Annotated in this window: 16 protein-coding genes; 5 read left to right on the top strand and 11 right to left on the bottom strand. The window is 52.4% G+C overall.

Annotation, left to right across the window (positions count from 1 at the left end):
- Window positions 1-51: 51 nt before the first annotated feature.
- Entirely contained in the window at window positions 52-546 is a 495-nt protein-coding gene (locus ACJJIZ_RS03015; RefSeq protein WP_413663807.1) for a TIGR02444 family protein, read from the bottom strand.
- A gap of 108 nt (window positions 547-654) precedes the next feature.
- Between ACJJIZ_RS03015 and ACJJIZ_RS03010 the strand changes: the two genes are divergently transcribed.
- Window positions 655-2,574 (top strand): ABC-F family ATP-binding cassette domain-containing protein, encoded by a 1,920-nt coding sequence (locus tag ACJJIZ_RS03010; protein WP_444906861.1) that lies wholly within the window; start codon window positions 655-657, stop codon window positions 2,572-2,574.
- A gap of 86 nt (window positions 2,575-2,660) precedes the next feature.
- Here the strand turns inward: ACJJIZ_RS03010 and ACJJIZ_RS03005 are convergent, their stop codons facing one another.
- Window positions 2,661-3,599, bottom strand: coding sequence for an outer membrane beta-barrel protein (locus ACJJIZ_RS03005; protein ID WP_282930654.1), 939 nt, complete (start codon window positions 3,597-3,599; stop codon window positions 2,661-2,663).
- Window positions 3,600-3,802: 203 nt separating this feature from the next.
- Between ACJJIZ_RS03005 and ACJJIZ_RS03000 the strand changes: the two genes are divergently transcribed.
- Window positions 3,803-4,813, top strand: a complete 1,011-nt coding sequence (locus ACJJIZ_RS03000) for a hypothetical protein (protein ID WP_413663809.1) — start codon at window positions 3,803-3,805, stop codon at window positions 4,811-4,813.
- A 73-nt stretch (window positions 4,814-4,886) separates the two neighbouring features.
- On the opposite strand, the gene trmB is transcribed toward ACJJIZ_RS03000, so the two are convergent.
- From trmB to ftsY, 6 genes are all read right to left on the bottom strand, one after another.
- Entirely contained in the window at window positions 4,887-5,672 is a 786-nt protein-coding gene (gene trmB, locus ACJJIZ_RS02995) for a tRNA (guanosine(46)-N7)-methyltransferase TrmB (RefSeq protein WP_444915172.1), read from the bottom strand.
- A gap of 84 nt (window positions 5,673-5,756) precedes the next feature.
- The gene (locus tag ACJJIZ_RS02990) at window positions 5,757-6,134 is read right to left on the bottom strand and encodes a DUF423 domain-containing protein (protein ID WP_444915171.1); all 378 of its coding nucleotides are present in this window, start codon (window positions 6,132-6,134) and stop codon (window positions 5,757-5,759) included.
- 108 nt (window positions 6,135-6,242) lie between these two features.
- On the bottom strand, window positions 6,243-7,097 hold the full coding sequence (rpoH, locus tag ACJJIZ_RS02985) for an RNA polymerase sigma factor RpoH (RefSeq protein WP_282930650.1): 855 nt from the start codon (window positions 7,095-7,097) through the stop codon (window positions 6,243-6,245).
- A 222-nt stretch (window positions 7,098-7,319) separates the two neighbouring features.
- Window positions 7,320-8,336 (bottom strand): permease-like cell division protein FtsX, encoded by a 1,017-nt coding sequence (ftsX, locus tag ACJJIZ_RS02980; protein WP_444915170.1) that lies wholly within the window; start codon window positions 8,334-8,336, stop codon window positions 7,320-7,322.
- On the bottom strand, window positions 8,317-9,003 hold the full coding sequence (ftsE, locus tag ACJJIZ_RS02975) for a cell division ATP-binding protein FtsE (RefSeq protein WP_282930649.1): 687 nt from the start codon (window positions 9,001-9,003) through the stop codon (window positions 8,317-8,319). The genes ftsX and ftsE overlap by 20 nt, the downstream gene beginning before the upstream one ends.
- A 36-nt stretch (window positions 9,004-9,039) precedes the next feature.
- Window positions 9,040-9,990: a signal recognition particle-docking protein FtsY gene (gene ftsY / locus ACJJIZ_RS02970; protein WP_282934620.1), complete on the bottom strand. Its 951-nt coding sequence runs from the start codon at window positions 9,988-9,990 to the stop codon at window positions 9,040-9,042.
- A gap of 505 nt (window positions 9,991-10,495) precedes the next feature.
- Here ftsY and rsmD point away from each other — a divergent pair.
- The 3 genes from rsmD to ggt all read left to right on the top strand — a co-directional run bounded on the left by rsmD (window position 10,496) and on the right by ggt (window position 13,436).
- Window positions 10,496-11,086, top strand: coding sequence for a 16S rRNA (guanine(966)-N(2))-methyltransferase RsmD (gene rsmD, locus ACJJIZ_RS02965; protein ID WP_444915169.1), 591 nt, complete (start codon window positions 10,496-10,498; stop codon window positions 11,084-11,086).
- Window positions 11,087-11,172: 86 nt separating this feature from the next.
- Window positions 11,173-11,649 (top strand): pantetheine-phosphate adenylyltransferase, encoded by a 477-nt coding sequence (gene coaD, locus ACJJIZ_RS02960; protein ID WP_282930647.1) that lies wholly within the window; start codon window positions 11,173-11,175, stop codon window positions 11,647-11,649.
- 62 nt (window positions 11,650-11,711) lie between these two features.
- A complete protein-coding gene (gene ggt / locus ACJJIZ_RS02955; RefSeq protein WP_413663814.1) occupies window positions 11,712-13,436 on the top strand; it encodes a gamma-glutamyltransferase in 1,725 nt (574 codons plus the stop codon).
- Between the two features lie 46 nt (window positions 13,437-13,482).
- Here the strand turns inward: ggt and ACJJIZ_RS02950 are convergent, their stop codons facing one another.
- From ACJJIZ_RS02950 to ACJJIZ_RS02940, 3 genes are all read right to left on the bottom strand, one after another.
- Window positions 13,483-15,075, bottom strand: coding sequence for an amidohydrolase (locus tag ACJJIZ_RS02950; RefSeq protein ID WP_444915168.1), 1,593 nt, complete (start codon window positions 15,073-15,075; stop codon window positions 13,483-13,485).
- Between the two features lie 84 nt (window positions 15,076-15,159).
- Window positions 15,160-15,708, bottom strand: a complete 549-nt coding sequence (locus ACJJIZ_RS02945; RefSeq protein WP_413663816.1) for a disulfide bond formation protein B — start codon at window positions 15,706-15,708, stop codon at window positions 15,160-15,162.
- A gap of 11 nt (window positions 15,709-15,719) precedes the next feature.
- Window positions 15,720-15,872, bottom strand: coding sequence for a DUF5993 family protein (locus ACJJIZ_RS02940; protein ID WP_444895664.1), 153 nt, complete (start codon window positions 15,870-15,872; stop codon window positions 15,720-15,722).
- Between the last annotated feature and the right edge of the window lie 45 nt (window positions 15,873-15,917).

Below are 15,917 nucleotides of genomic sequence, written 5' to 3'. Positions count from 1 at the left end.
ATTACCGGCGACCCCAGAAAAGTACAGTGCCCAGAGGGGTGTAACAGTGGCTTAACCCGCTGCCCCCCTGTGAGCCAAGTAGCTTTCGATCAGGCCCGCCCAGCGGGCCTGATCTTTTTGCTGCAAACCATATTGCTGGGATGCTAGCTCCAGTGCAGAACGATCCCCCGGCCAGTCCTCAGCATAAATTTTCCACAGCGCAGCCAACTGCAACTGCTCCAGCTTCAATTCATAGCGTTTACACAGTGCGTAGGCCCGCTGGGTATGGGGACGCAAACTCCCCAACCAACGACGCAGGTGCCGCACACTGCGAATCATTCGCCTGCGCGGCGCAACGCCTCGATCTGCGACTCTCCATCCCTCTTCACTGATTTCCTTGCCACAAACGGCTGTATAGCTCGCCCACAGCAGAAGACACACGTCAGCGCCATTTCTGTCTTGGCAGTCGAGTAGGAACTTCTCAACATCCTGATAGGCATAAAAGTCCAAGCTGAACTGCCAGAGGGGGTTTTCCTTGGGGGAAGATGGAGGTGAAGTATTTGTCACGTTAAAATCCCGACCCTTTGCTGATCGGCATAGTGCCCCAGTCTCTGTGGAGTCCGGGTCTGTTCAATAGCCTAGCATTCATCGGCCTATTCATATGAGGTTTTTCCAGTGATCAATTTACAAGGGGTTTCTCTGCACCGAGGTGAGCGCGACTTGCTTGACAGCGCAGATTGCAGAATCTTCCCCGGCCACAAAGTCGGAATTATCGGTGCCAACGGCTGTGGCAAGTCAACTCTGTTCAAACTGCTGCTTGGACAACTGGAAACCGATGCAGGGCGGGTAGACCTCCCCAGCACCTGGCGTATCTCCCATATGGCTCAAGAGGTAGAAGCTAGTGAGCAGTCAGCACTGGATTACGTTTTAGACGGCGATAGCGAGTTGCGGCTATTGCAAAAGCAACTGGCAGAGGCCGAAGCGAGCGGCGATACCGACGGTCACAAACTGGCAGAACTGCACGAGCGCATGGCCAGTATTGATGGCTACAGTGGCCCGGCGCGCGCCGCGCAACTCCTCGACGGGCTCGGCTTTTCCCACGAAGAGCAACAGCGCCCCGTTCGCAGCTTCTCAGGTGGCTGGCGTATTCGCCTCAATTTGGGCCGCGCCCTGATGTGCCCCGCAGATCTTATGCTGTTGGACGAGCCCACCAACCACTTGGATCTGGATGCCACCCTTTGGCTGGAACAGTGGCTGCAACGCTTCCCCGGTACCCTGCTGATTATTTCCCACGACCGCGACTTTCTCGATGCCGTGGTCGACGGCATTGTCAGTTTTGAACAGCAAAAACTGGTCTTGTACAGCGGCAATTACAGTGCCTTCGAGCGCGCTCGCGCTGAGCGCCTGGCCCAGCAGCAAATACAGTTTGAAAAACAGCAGGCCGAACGCGCACATATGGAAGACTTTGTGCGGCGCTTTCGCGCCAAGGCGAGCAAGGCCAAGCAGGCACAAAGCCGCCTGAAAGCCCTGGACCGGATGGCTCTGATTGCCCCGGCCCATGTGGATTCCCCTTTTCATTTCACCTTGCCATCTTCCGAGAAAACCTCTAATCCGTTAATCGACCTGCGCGAGGCGGATATTGGCTATGCCGAAAAAATAGTGGTGAAGAACGTTCAGCTGGGCATTCAACCGGGACGCCGTATCGGCCTGCTCGGCCCCAATGGTGCGGGCAAGTCCTCTCTAATCAAAACCCTGGCTGGCACACTCGCCCCCCTCAGAGGCGAGCGCCAATGTGGCGAACACTTGGCCATCGGCTACTTCGCCCAGCATCAGCTGGAAGCACTGGATAGCAACGGTTCCCCGTTGCTGCACCTGCAAAGGCTGAGCCCCGATGCCTCGGAGCAATCGCTGCGGGATTTTCTCGGCGGCTACGGTTTTATCGGCGATCGGGTTTTCGAAACGGTAGGGGGCTTTTCCGGCGGTGAAAAAGCCCGTTTAGCCCTGGCACTACTGGCCTGGCAAAAACCTAACCTGTTGCTTCTCGATGAACCGACAAACCACCTTGATTTGGAAATGCGCCACGCCCTGACCCTGGCGCTGGCGGAGTTTCCCGGTGCCGTCATATTGGTTTCCCACGATCGTCATCTACTGGCCAATACTGCCGACGAATTTATTCTGGTGGCCAATGGCCGCGCCGAACCCTATAGCGGTGACCTTGATGACTACAAACAGTGGCTGCTCGGCTTTAACCGGGAAAAGAAACGCAAAGAAGAGAGCGCCTCCACTGTTACAAGCACAGAGGAAAAAGCCCCTGAGGATAAGAAGGCCCAAAGGCGCGCCGCCGCCGCTCTACGCGAACAACTGAAACCCCTGACCAACAAACTCAAGAATATTGAGCGACAGATGGCTTCGGCAGAAAAGGCATTGGTCGCAGTACAGGAAAAACTTGCCGATGAAGCGCTATATAGCGGTGGCCAGCAGGAGGAAATAGCTCGACTTAATAAAGAGCAGTCGGAGCAGCAGGAATTAATGGAAGAACTGGAAATGGAATGGCTGGAAATTTCTGAGAAGCTCGAAGAAATTCGCAGCGAGTAATTTTATAGAAAATCATTTTAAACAATATCTTCAGCGGGCTTCAGAACTTTTCTGCCGCCCGCTGAAGAAATCGATTTTAGTTGCCCTTAACGAATACAACCGTATTCATCCACTGCAATACCAATCGGTGTATTTGGGCATTGATCGATATAGCTGGGTACACCATCAAAATCTGTATCCAGCGGGCAGCCATCTAATTGCACATCGATTCCCACTGGGGTCTGCGGACATTGATCAGTGGCATCAATAACACCATCGGCATCTTCGTCATACCAAAAATCCGGATATTCAAGCCATTGATAGCCGACCGCCAAGCTGGCAAAACCATCGACACCACCTTCTTCGACCCCCTGGAAAAGACGTATATCTGCGCGGGCCTGCCAACGGGGCCCCAGGTGATATTTAATTCCCATTCCCACATTCACCATATTTTGCCGGTCATGCCAGTCACAATGGTAAGGCGGGTAGGGATAATGGTGGCCGTCTGGCCGATCCTCAGGGACATAGAATTTCTTACGACAATCCCAAGGATAGGGATAGTATGGGTCGTAGGGATGATCCGGATCATAGACATACTTTGGGTCATCTGGATGCCAGTGTTTTTTACGGTAACGCCGGTCGTAATTAATACGCATTTCACCCAGGCCAAACGCGACATAGGGCTGCCAACAAAAATTACCGCAGAACTGCCCTCCAAATTGATATAGGAGATCTATGCGGTAGTTATACACATCTACTTTCTCGGGCGTATCCGCAACACTCACGACGAAATAGTCGACAACCCCTTCCATCGCCCAATGATTTGTCATGTTAAAGCCAAAACCGGCACCGACACCTGAGGTATCTCGCATTTCAAAACCGCGAAATGGCGTGCCTTGTAGGCGGTCACCATCAAACCAATGCTTACCCCCATTAACATAGAGGTTTAAAGTTCCAACAAAATCAGCACGGACTTCAGAAACTGTAAAGAGTAAGATAAACGGCAGGCTATAGAGAAATGAAAGCAGAGGGTCACGCCTTCTCATTAGAAACACCAAGATTCCTTCCTTGATCAACCCCCCAAATTATTATTAACATCAATATCTATTAACAAAAATAATTCGGTTTTGTTTTCGCGATGCTTCCTGAATCCGGTTCTTATTGGAAATAAAATTCGATAATCACAGCACCACTAGAAGCATAGACGGCTAGTGGCGAAAAACAGTAATAAAGACAGGAGAGTTAACCCTTGCTGGCACCCAATATCGATAACTATGTTAGGAACTTGGTTCACCCACAAAACATACAAACCACCTGCTATGTCCCCAAAAGTATCCGTGAGTACGCACAGGACTTCCAAAATAATTCCAATAGCAACAGTAAGTGGTATCACAAGCGCAGTAGTGATGGACTAACCCGGATCGACCAATTAGTGAGCCAGGCAGTACAAATTCAAACAAATGATTACGGAAGGATTACCCGTGTCGCCAAAGTACTAGTGGAAACCCTATATACCTGGCTTACTGGATTTGATCCCTCCACACCCACCAAGCTACTCGATAGCGATGGAATAACACGCCGTAAAGATGCCGTTTTAGCTTTACTCGGTGGAGCTTACTGCTGGTATCGACAAGCCAGTGAAGCTTTCAGCTCTGAGAGGAGAGCAATATCCAACATCGAAGCCCATTTGGACGTCCCTTTCTCACTATTTAATTACCGATTTAGCCGCAGTGGTTTTAATCTGCACACAGTGACAACGCTGTTATACCGTGGCGATACCCGCCCACCACAGAAGCTGTGGCAAGCCGGGGGATTCTTTCCCTGGATGAATCAAAATGGCCGCTTTGATCCGCACCTGGGTACCGGAGCATCTAACCAAGTCATCTCAACCACTACCAATGCAAATATTGTTGCGCGCTTTGCCTGGCACAACAAAACTTATTGCCCAAAAAGGTATTATTTTGTGCATGGAACAAATGAGGGTGACTTAGCCACTACCGGTTTTATCTATGAGCTCGATAAAAGAAACCACCAATGCGTAGAGGTTTCCACTGTCACCCAGGGACGTGAAGTTGCCTTTATGGCTATTCCCAACCAATTTATTCGCCGCTTTCGCATGCGTTATTTTGCGGGCACCCAAAATAATATTGAACTGTCGGACTGGATGTCCTATGACAGTAACACCATCCGCAACCTGAATGTTGTAGAAGACAAGCGCCGATGGGAAGCCGCCAAGAAAAACTGGAATGAGTTTTTCTAACAATAGAGGTGGGCTGTTGCATGCCACTGGTGCCATGTTAGCACCGGTGGCAAACATCGATCGTCAGTGCGAATTATTCGCCTTTGGACTCTTCAACAGTTGACGCATCTACGTCAGTGGTAGTTAGCGGCAGCGCTTCACCAGGTAACCTGCGGTATACCAGATCCCAAACACCGTGCCCCAGTCTCTGCCCTCGACGCTCAAACTTGGTCTCTGGGCGCCATTCTGGCCGGGCAACATAATCACCCTCACTGGCGGTATTTTCTAGCAGGTTTTCACCCTGCAATACTTCCAGCATATGCTCGGCATAATTCTCCCAATCTGTCGCCATATGCATAAGACCGCCAGTTTTTAACTTGCTGCAAATCAGGCGAACAAATTCCGGCTGCACTATCCGGCGCTTGTGGTGCTTCTTCTTGTGCCAGGGGTCAGGGAAGTACAGCTGGAAACGATCCAGGCTCCCATCGGCAATACAATCGTTTAGGACATCGATCGCATCAGCCATGTAAACACGCAGGTTTTTGATACCTGCCTTGCCTGCATTATTGATCAACCGGCCAACCCCCGGCGGGTGTACTTCAATACCAATAAAATCCTTATCTGGCTCGGCTTCAGCCATGGCCAGCAGGGAATCCCCCATACCGAAACCGATCTCTAACGCCAGTGGCGCCTCGCGGCCAAAGACCTGTTGGCGATCCAGAGGTCCATCAAATAGGGAGAGCCCATACTGCCCCCAATAATTGTCAAAGGCATTGCGCTGCCCCTCTGTCATTCGCCCCGCGCGAATCACATAGCTGCGGATAGATTTCTTCTTAAATTCTGTGCGGTAGGGAAAATCTTCCGCAGATTCGTCTTGCATTGTTCGCGACCTCTTATGCGAAACGGATTATATCTTGATGTTTTGTTCGGGCTCGGTATCTGAGTGTAAGCCCAGTAAAGGTGGCTACTTAGAGAAATTACATGCGGCAAAAAACAGGACTACCCAACCGGCTATCATCATCAGCCCGCCGAGAGGGGTGATTGGACCTAGCCATCGGGGGCCTCCCAGTGCCAGGGCATAGAGACTGCCGGAGAAGAAGATAATACCGAAAGTAAAAAGAGCACCGCTCAGGGTCAGCGATAAACGGTTTCCCCAGTTTTGCATTAGCAGCACCACACCAAACAGCGCCAGGGCATGAATCATCTGGTACTGGACTCCGGTTTTATAGGCCTCTAGCAGATTCTCTGCCACTTTACCGCGCAGGCCGTGAGCCCCAAACGCCCCCAGAGCCACACCACTAGCGCCAAAGAGTGCGCACAGCAGCAGATAGAGTTTGGCCATTACCTTCCCTTTTTGTTTTACCCAGTGGTGACAGGTATGCCTGTAACAGGCGGGACAAAAAAAACCGCGCTACTGCGCGGTTTTCTACCCGTGTACCAGAACGCCGATTTAGGCTTCCATAGCAGCACGCACTTTCTTCATGGCATTTTTTTCCAGCTGGCGAATTCGCTCAGCGGAAACACCATACTTATCAGCCAACTCATGCAATGTGGATTTCTCCTCACTGAGCCAGCGGGCCTGAATAATATCGCGGCTGCGATCATCCAGTTGTGCCATGGCACTGGCGAGGCTGGTCAAGTTGGTTTCCTGCCAGTTATCCCGCTCAAGCTGGGCGGCCGGATCAAAACTGCGGTCTTCCAGGTAGTGAGCCGGTGCCTGCCAGGCGGTATCGTCATCGTCATCGACACCCGCATCAAAAGCCGCATCGTGTGCAGCCAGGCGGCCTTCCATTTCATGGACCTGGGTGACATCCACATTCAGGTCTTTGGCGACGGCCTTAGCTTCTGCATTGGTCAACCAAGCGAGTTTTTTCTTCTGACCGCGCAGGTTGAAGAATAATTTGCGCTGCGCCTTGGTGGTGGCAATTTTGACAATACGCCAGTTACGCAGAATAAATTCGTGGATTTCAGCTTTAATCCAATGTACCGCAAAGGATACCAGGCGCACTCCCTTTTCGGGATTGAAGCGTTTGACGGCCTTCATCAAACCGACATTACCTTCCTGAATCAGGTCGGCTTCATTGAGCCCGTAGCCGGAATAAGATTTGGCGATATGCACTACAAAGCGCAGGTGTGACATGACCAGCTGGCGTGCAGCATCGAGATTTTCGCGGTAATAGAGGTCTTCTGCCAGGTGCTTTTCCTGTTCAGCGGTCAGTACGTCAAAACCACTGACGGTCTGGATATAAGCTCCCAGGTTGGCGCCCGGAGACAGCGTATGCACTGGCTGTAGGCTGGTTCCCATTCAGGTCTCTCCTGTCATTATTAGTCGGCCGATCTTACCGGCCGCTGCCGGCGGATACTGTATCCGGCGACAAGCTGGACTCAGTGTAGCACTTGCACGGGCAGATAAGAAAGCCCGCCAACAACTACCGTATTCTGTTGTATTTCGCGGAATTAGAGGGGCTTTTTACGCCTCAGGTTCCCTTTGCCAGAACACTTTACCCTTCTTGATCAGACTCGCTGGTCAGCGGGGTTCTATCTTGCGAGTGTGTCGCGCTACCGCAAGCCAAGCCCCTAATAGGCCCAGCGAGGAGGCCCCCAAAGTTAATTGAAAGAAGTAACTGGCGCCCGGCCCTCTCAGTTCGAAGCTGCTGCCATAACTTGATGACAGACTCTCAACTGGCCCAGACAACATAGCCACACCACCTGTAAGCAACAGCCACGCCAACAACCCGCCAAATAGCCCATAACAAATGCCACTGTAAAGGAACGGCCGTCGCACAAACGCATTAGTGCCGCCAACGAGCTTTACTACCAGGATCTCCTCCCGACGACTTTCGATATGCAGTCGTATCGTATTGATCACCACCAATACCACTCCCAGCGCCAATAACAGGGCTAGACCTGCGGAGAGACGCTGTCCCAGTTCGGTGATCTGGGCGAGGCGCTGGACCCAGGCAAGATCCAAGACCACTGAATCCGTCAGTGCCTGGGCTCTCAGATTCTCCACCAAAGCCTGTAGTTTATCGCCGTCCTTCGCATCCCTTGGCCGCAGCAACAGCACTGCCGGCAGGGGGTTGGCATCCAGGCCAACCAATACATCCCCAAGCCCCGAGGCCTGTTCAAACTCTGCCAGTGCATCTTCCGGGGAGACATAAGTTACCTCCGCGATAGCGGGGTCACTGCGCAATTTGTCGGCCAGGGAATTAACCGCAGCCTGTCTCGCATCTTTGTGTAGAAAAACAGAAATTTGTGGCTGCCCATCCCAACCGGCCACCGCGCGCTGGAAATTCAACAATCCCAATTGCAATGCCGCCGGCAGGGCCAGGGCAATAGCAATCACCAGCGCCGTCATTGCACTGGCCATGGGTGCGCTAAAAAATCGACTGACAGAGTCGGCAGCCATCTCACGGTGGTGCCCCAACCAGCTATTCCATCGATCGCCCAGCCCTGTTTGCGCAACAACAGCGCCGGTGCTGCGCACACGCTTGTCTGCGGCAGGGTTGGCCTGCCGTTGCGCTTTAGCTTGGGTGTACTTCACGGCTCGGCACTCCGTCGTAAATCAATTGGCCAGCCTGTAGGGTCAATACCCGTCGGCGCATCCGTGCAATCAGCTCCAAGTCGTGGCTCGCCACCAGCACCGTAACCCCCACAGCGTTAAAGTCCGCGAATAACTGCATGATTTCCTGCGAGAGTGTTGGGTCCAGGTTGCCGGTGGGCTCATCGGCAACCAGTATCGCGGGCTTGTTAACGACTGCGCGGGCAATCCCAACCCGCTGCTGCTCACCACCAGACAACATAATGGGATTTTGCTTTTCCTTGTGCAGCAAGCCGACCTTATCCAGAGCTGCGCGAACCCGACGCCCCACCTCTCGCTTATTGCAACCAGCAACAGACAAGGGCAGGGCAATATTGTCAAAAACGCTGCGGTCGAATAGCAGCTGGTGATTCTGGAAGACAATACCCAGGTTGCGGCGGTAGTAGGGGATCTGGCCATTGCGCAGGCGGTTGAGATTCTGTCCGGCGACAAGAATACTGCCCTTAGTAGGGCGCTCAATCGCGGTCAGGAGTCTCAGTAAAGTACTTTTACCCGCACCGGAGTGACCGGTGAGAAACACCATATCGCCACGGGGGATTTCCAGGCTGACTCGCACCAGGGCATCCTGCCCCGATGCGTAACGCTTGTTCACATTATCGAAAGTGATCACGGCTTCTGTTGTTCTTGTTATTTCCTAGGCGAACTATCAGGCCTTATCGCGGCCAAACAGGGCGGATACGAACTCGCGAGCGCGGAATGGCTGTAGATCTTCCGCCTGCTCACCCACACCGATAAAACGCACCGGGATGCCGAAACGACGAGCCAGGGCAAAGATAACGCCGCCTTTGGCAGTACCATCCAATTTGGTCAGCACCAAGCCAGTAACGCCGGCCGCCTCACGGAACTGAGAGGCCTGGTTAATTGCATTTTGGCCAGTGCCAGCATCCAGTACCAACAGCACCTCGTGGGGCGCGCTGGGGTCCAGTTTGCCCATCACCCGGCGCACCTTGGACAACTCCTCCATCAAGTTGGATTTGGTGTGCAGGCGCCCGGCGGTATCGGCAATTACCACATCGACGCCGCGCGCCTGGGCAGACTGAACCGCATCGAAAATAACTGACGCACTATCGGCACCGGTATGCTGCGCTACAACCGGTACATCGTGGCGCTGCCCCCAAACCTGCAGCTGCTCAACTGCTGCAGCACGGAATGTATCACCGGCAGCCAACATCACCGACTTACCTTCACCGAGAAAGCGGTGGGCCAGCTTGCCGATTGTTGTGGTTTTACCCACACCGTTTACGCCCACTACCAGGATGACGTAAGGCTTTTTGCTGATATCGATTTCCAGAGGAGCATCAACACTATCGAGTAAGTCAGCCAGCTCCTGCTGCAATGCCTTGTAAAGTGCATCGCCATCGGCCAGTTCCCGACGGGATACCCGTTCGGTCAGGCGCTCGACGATCTCGCTGGTAGCCTCAACTCCCACATCTGCCATTAAAAGCTGTGTTTCAAGCTCTTCCAGCAGATCTTCATCGATCTCCTTGGCCCCTAGGAACAGGTTTCCCATCCCCTCGACAAACTGGTTGCTGGTGCGGCTGAGGCCGCGACGAATACGAGCAAAGAAGCCCTCTTTCTTTTTGGCTTCCGGTTTCAGCTGCTCTTTGGCTCTGGGTTTTGGAGCTGGCTCAGGTTGAATCGGGGCTGGCTTCTCGGCCTCTTCTTTTATTACAGGCTCTGCTGCAACCACCTGGGAGGCTTCGACAACGGCCTCCGGCTCGCCCGCCGCATCAGTATGCTGCGCCCAGCCGGCACTTTCCTCTTGGGGGACAGAAGCTGGGGCAGTGGGTTTATCGATAGGGGCCTTTGCTTCCTCCAGAGCGGAGGTTTCTCCCTGAGCAGGCGACTTTTCCTCTATGTCTGAGGGCATTTTGTCCAGCGCCGAGGGCTCTTTATCTAGAGCTGAAGGCTCAGGGCTCTGCGCCGATGATTCCTCTTCAGACGCAGCAGTGACCTCCGCCTGGGATTGCTGGGGCTCACTTTGTTCGGGCTTGCGCTTCTTCTTTTTGCGCAGGAAGTCAAAAATCATTCGTATGTCCGGATGTACCGCTTGCAGAAAGACGCTAATCTTAGCATCGCTAAGCCCCCAGTAGAGAGTTACCTTGGCCAGAAGTTCATCCCGAAAGCAAAGCCCGCAAAACCTTTCACAGTTACGCATCATTGGCGGACAGTGGCGCGGGCGAAAATTACAGTTTGCCCCAGTGGAGGGCTTGAGACCTACCGGCGACCGACTGCGGGAGGTTCTGTTTAACTGGCTGCAGTTCTACCTGCCCGACGCCCGCTGCCTGGACCTCTTTGCCGGTTCAGGTGCCCTGGGTCTGGAGGCGCTATCCCGAGGCGCTGGCTCAGTAGATTTTGTCGAGCTAAATACTCGCGCTGCGCGAACCCTGGCGGAACAGTTAAAACAGTTAAACGCCCGGGAAGCCAAAGTCCATAACTGTAGTGCAGAAGAGTTCCTCGGAAGTAATGGAAGTAAATACGACCTCGTATTTATCGATCCCCCTTTTGCTGACAATCTTTGGCAGGCAACTCTAGGCGCCCTGTCCGGCCATCTTTCGCAGGATGCATTAATCTATGTGGAAACACCGCGAGACACAGTGGTTGCATCAGTACCTGGCTGGGAACAGGAAAAAGAAAAACGTGCCGGACAGGTGTGTATGCGCTTGTTTCGCCGTGCTGGCCCGGCAGGTTAGGAAAGAATAAAAAGATTCGGTTTTGACCTTAGCCGTAAATTGTTTACCATTCGCATCCCATTCGGCCCGCATTTAAGCCCTGGCGTATGAAAAAAGTCGTCTATCCCGGAACCTTCGATCCCATCACCAATGGTCACTTGGACTTGGTGGAGCGCGCATGCCGCTTGTTTGACCACGTTATCGTGGCTGTGGCTGCCAGCAATCGCAAAAACCCCCTGTTCACCTTAGAGGAGCGGGTAGAACTTTCACAAAAAGTTCTCGGTCACCTGCCCAATGTCGAAGTCATTGGATTCGATATCCTGCTCGCCGACCTGGTGCGCCAGGTAGATGCTTATGGCGTACTGCGCGGTCTGCGCGCGGTGTCCGACTTTGAATACGAGTTCCAGCTGGCCAATATGAACCGCCAGTTAGCGCCCAATATGGAAAGCTTGTTCCTGACACCGGCAGAACATTTGTCCTACATTTCATCCTCTTTAGTACGTGAAATTGCCTCCCTGGGCGGCGATGTCACCAAGTTTGTTCCGGCTGCTGTACAAAGCGCGCTGGAAGAGAAATTTCGTTAAGCCTGAATCTGGCTATTTCTGATACACTCGAGCGGATTTATCCACAATCCGCGGAGTGTTACGTGCGCAACTTTCTCGCCGCCTTTGCACTGGTTCTGAGTCCCGCTTTCGCTTTTGCCGATGAACCACAACCGGAGTTTGATACCGGTCGCACTGCCGTTAAGTCCTCAACGGCCAACTTCTATATGGCAGTCACTGCCAACCCCCATGCCAGCCGGGCTGCCGAACAGATTCTCGCCCGGGGCGGCAGCGCTGTGGACGCCGCCATTGCCGCTCAGATGGTATTGGGATTGGTAGAACCACAATCCTCCGGGATTGGTGGCGGCGCATTTATGCTCAGCTATGACGCTGCGGCAAAGAAGCTCAAGTACTACGACGGGCGCGAGACAGCCCCCTCTCAGGTAGACGAAAATTACTTTATCCGCGACAACAAGCCGCGTTCATTTTTTGAGTCTGTAATCGGCGGCTACTCGGTCGGCGTTCCCGGTGTTGTGCGAATGCTGGAAATGGCTCACGAGCGCGATGGCAAGTTACCCTGGGAGCAGTTATTTCAGCCGGCCATACACCTGGCCAAATCCGGCTTTCAGATATCACCGCGCCTTCACCAGCTGTTACTGCGCATGCCGAAGGTGGCTGCTCGACCGGAAATTGCCAGCTACTTCTTCAACAGTGATGGCAAGCCCCTGCCGGTGGGTCACAACTTGAAGAATCCAGCTTACGCGGAAACTCTGGAGGCCATTGCCCAGGGCGGTGCGGATGCCTTCTATCACGGCGACATTGCCAAGGCTATCGTCAAAGCTGTGCGCTATGACAGTGCCAACCCAGGGCTCCTGAGCCTCGAAGATATGGTTAGCTACCGGGCCAAGGAGCGCCAGCCCCTGTGTTCGGAGTTTCTCGAATATCGTGTGTGCGGTGCGGATGCCCCGTCGTCCGGAGGTACCACAGTAGGCGGCATTCTGGGCATGCTGCAACAATTCCCACTGGAGCGCTTCGAGCCTGGCAGTGATCTGCTCACCCACTTATTTATCGAAGCTTCGGAACTGGCATTTGCCGATCGCAACACCTACTCCGGTGATTCCGACTTTGTCCAAGTACCCAGTAAATCACTGGTGTCCAGGGATTATTTGGCTCGCCGCGCGCAGTTAATCGACCCGGACTCCGCCACAGCTGCGACTCCGGGTACCCCAGCCGAACTCGGGGTGAAGCGGGTGATGGCCCAGTCGCCAGAGTTGCCCAACACCAGCCATTTAGTGATTGTCGACCGCTACGGTAATGGTGTCAGTATGACGACCAGTATTGAAACCGGCTTCGGGTCGCGCCTGATGGTGAAGGGCTTCCTGCTCAACAACCAGCTCACCGATTTTTCCTTCACTCCAAAAAACAGTAGTGGGGAGCGGGTGGCCAACCGCATTCAAGCGCGCAAGAGACCACGCTCTTCCATGTCCCCCACCATCGTTTTCAACAAAGATGGCAGCATGCGCCTTCTGGTGGGTTCCCCCGGCGGCTCACGAATTATTGACTACACCGCGCGCACCATTCTCTACCACCTGGGCTTGAATATGCCGATTGCCGAAGCGATTTCTGCGGGAAATATCGGTGCAATCGGTAAGAGGGTCGAATTGGAGCCCGGCTTTTTCAGCCCCGATACTATCGAGAAACTCGAAGCCCGTGGGCACGAGGTTGTCGAAAGGGGCCTCAACAGTGGTATCCATGCAATCGCTTTGCAAAATAACAAGCTGTACGGGGGAGCCGACCCCCGCCGCGAGGGTAGCGCCCAAGGGCGTTAACATTGATCAACCGAGGGGCGCACTGCCCCTCGGTTTCTTCCTCTCCTTAGCGCCTGCGGTCATAGACTTTCTGACCTTTATAATAAGTCTGTATCACCCGGACACTACCAATATCTCGCTGCGGAATTAAAAACAGGTTTTTGTCCAAAACAATAAAGTCCGCCCACTTTCCCACCTCCAAACTACCAGTATCCTGCTCCAGGTGATTCGTAACAGCACCGGTAAAAGTGAACATTTCAATCATTGTCTCCAATGATATCTGGTTACTGACTCCAGCATGGATGTTCTGGATTGGTGACACCTCTCGCCCGGCAACATATCCCGAGTCCATAACCACGGCTATATGACGAGGCTCTGTATTAGATTTTCGACTTTCAGTTAAGTAACTTTTATCATCTGGAGAAACTTTTGAGCGCGCTGCTACTGACAGCAATAAAATCGGTTTTTCCTTATCAGCTGACAATACACTCCCAGCATTATCCGAACTAATATTAAGCAGGGTGTTACGCAATCCCAACTCCCTGCCACCATCCAGGGATATCTGTATGAGCTTTTGTAGAGCTGCCAACTCTTTATTACTCTTAGCATCCAGGTAAAACTGGAAATTATGTGAATTAGCACGAGTAATTATCTTGGAAATAAGTTCACTCGATAGGCCTGAATCACGTTGATCACCTAAACCTACCTTGTCAGCTTTCAAGCTGACCGAATTGATCTTGAAATCATCACCGGAATATTTTTCTGCAACCTTCTGCAATTCTCTAAGTTTCTTACCAGTGACATCCATCGCTATTTCAAAGGATGCTCGGATACGCAAACTCAATTTCTCTGACGATAGTGGGCGATCGAAGGCGCTGAGATATTTATTTAAATCATTGAGCGGCATTACAGCCTGAAAAAAAGTAGTTACGCCTCTCTGGGCCGCAATATTCTTAATCTCTGAAAAACTTCGAGTTGGTTTTTCACCCTCATTATTTACGGGTATCAGACGGGAAAAAACCTCCACCGCTTCACGACCATGAAAAATACCGATGGGAAGACCATCTTCATCTTTTTCGATTCTACCACCCTCAGAAAAATTAGACTCCATATCAATCCCAGCTGCGGCAATACCTTCAGAGTTAGTCCATACACTGGCGCCATCTTCTGAGAAAAGAATAATGGGGATCAAATCATTTATTTGATCCAGTATTGCTTTATGTGGTCTGTGTGGTGCAAAAATGACATGACGCCAGCCGCTGCCAACGACAAGCTGCTTCTCGGGGTTGGCCTGAATAAATTTACGAACGCTATTCTCATACCCCTCTACAGTTTTATATGTGGATAAATCCAAACTGTCACTGATACCAACATCAGGTATTTGCTGAATAAAACCGGGCAATACCATTTTTCCACTGAGATCAGTGACCTTTGTTCCCTCTCCTACAAGGGCTTCTGCCCCCCGATCTGTACCCACATAAACAATGCGCCCATCGCGGATAGCCATTGCCGAGGCAACACTGCGGGCCGGGTCGACGGTATAGATATACGCATTCCTTAAAACGTGCTGGGCGGTTTCAACACTGGTGGCCGGCGAGGGGGATTCAGCTCGTTCACAAGCAATTAACAATAGTGAAATGAGCAGGCAGGCCAGACGCATAGGGACTCCTCACAGTTTTCCGCAATTCCCCGGGACTCGGGTCTTATCAGGAAAAGTGTAGAAAGCTCGGACACATTTGTGTGCCTAACCTCGAGACCACAACCAGTGATACCCAAATGACCCACTGGTGCAGGGACCCAGACCGCACTCGAGGAGAACCGCGACTAAATTGGCCAACACGACAGTGAAGAACGAGATGGCAATGCACTTTTCAATCAAAGTAAACTCTCTCGTGGCAAAACTTCGCCGCTTAAAGCCAAACATTAATGCAACGCCACAGTAGATCAGTAAGACAAAGAAAATCAGCGCAGACCAAGTGTATAAATGTAAGCCAAATACTGGGCTGCCAAACCCTGGATCGCCAGGGGTGATATGCAGCAATACCTGCCTGACAGCAGCAGCCAGACCGGCCAGACACGAAAGAATAACAACGCCGTAATGCTCTGCACGAATACTAAAGCGCAGGTTCAACATCAATCCCATGCCAATCATGGCAAAGGCAACACGTTGTAAGAGACAGAGAGGGCAGGGGTGTTGGTGAGATACCAACTCCATGATCAAGGCAATCCATAGGATTATGCTTACCGCTAACAGCGCCAAGCTATCCAGCCTTCTGACCATAAACACCATCATGGGCACGGTCCCTAGAAAGACAGCGACAGTGCTCGCGTCATATGATATCCACACCACATAATGAAGATTAGCAAGGTCAACAACCACCAGCCCATTGCAGAGCCGCGACGACCATTCCAAACGGCCCAAATCGACAGGGTGACCGTAAGAAAAGGCAATATCATGACCACTAAGCAGCTCCTTATCGGCAATACGATGATATTAGTATT

The sequence above is a fragment of the Microbulbifer maximicatervae (SeqCode) genome (genome assembly GCF_052467225.1).
Note: the sequence above shows the minus strand (reverse complement) of the source record. Positions and strands in the feature narration are given on the sequence as shown.

Coding starts and splice junctions, on each gene's coding strand:
- ACJJIZ_RS02990 (WP_444915171.1), bottom strand. CDS start 6,134: ATGGCCAAACTCTATCTGCTGCTGTGCGCACTCTTTGGCGCTAGTGGT.
- trmB (WP_444915172.1), bottom strand. CDS start 5,672: ATGCAAGACGAATCTGCGGAAGATTTTCCCTACCGCACAGAATTTAAG.
- ACJJIZ_RS02950 (WP_444915168.1), bottom strand. CDS start 15,075: ATGCGTCTGGCCTGCCTGCTCATTTCACTATTGTTAATTGCTTGTGAA.
- ACJJIZ_RS03005 (WP_282930654.1), bottom strand. CDS start 3,599: ATGAGAAGGCGTGACCCTCTGCTTTCATTTCTCTATAGCCTGCCGTTT.
- ACJJIZ_RS02945 (WP_413663816.1), bottom strand. CDS start 15,708: ATGATGGTGTTTATGGTCAGAAGGCTGGATAGCTTGGCGCTGTTAGCG.
- rpoH (WP_282930650.1), bottom strand. CDS start 7,097: ATGGGAACCAGCCTACAGCCAGTGCATACGCTGTCTCCGGGCGCCAAC.
- coaD (WP_282930647.1), top strand. CDS start 11,173: ATGAAAAAAGTCGTCTATCCCGGAACCTTCGATCCCATCACCAATGGT.
- ACJJIZ_RS02940 (WP_444895664.1), bottom strand. CDS start 15,872: ATGATATTGCCTTTTCTTACGGTCACCCTGTCGATTTGGGCCGTTTGG.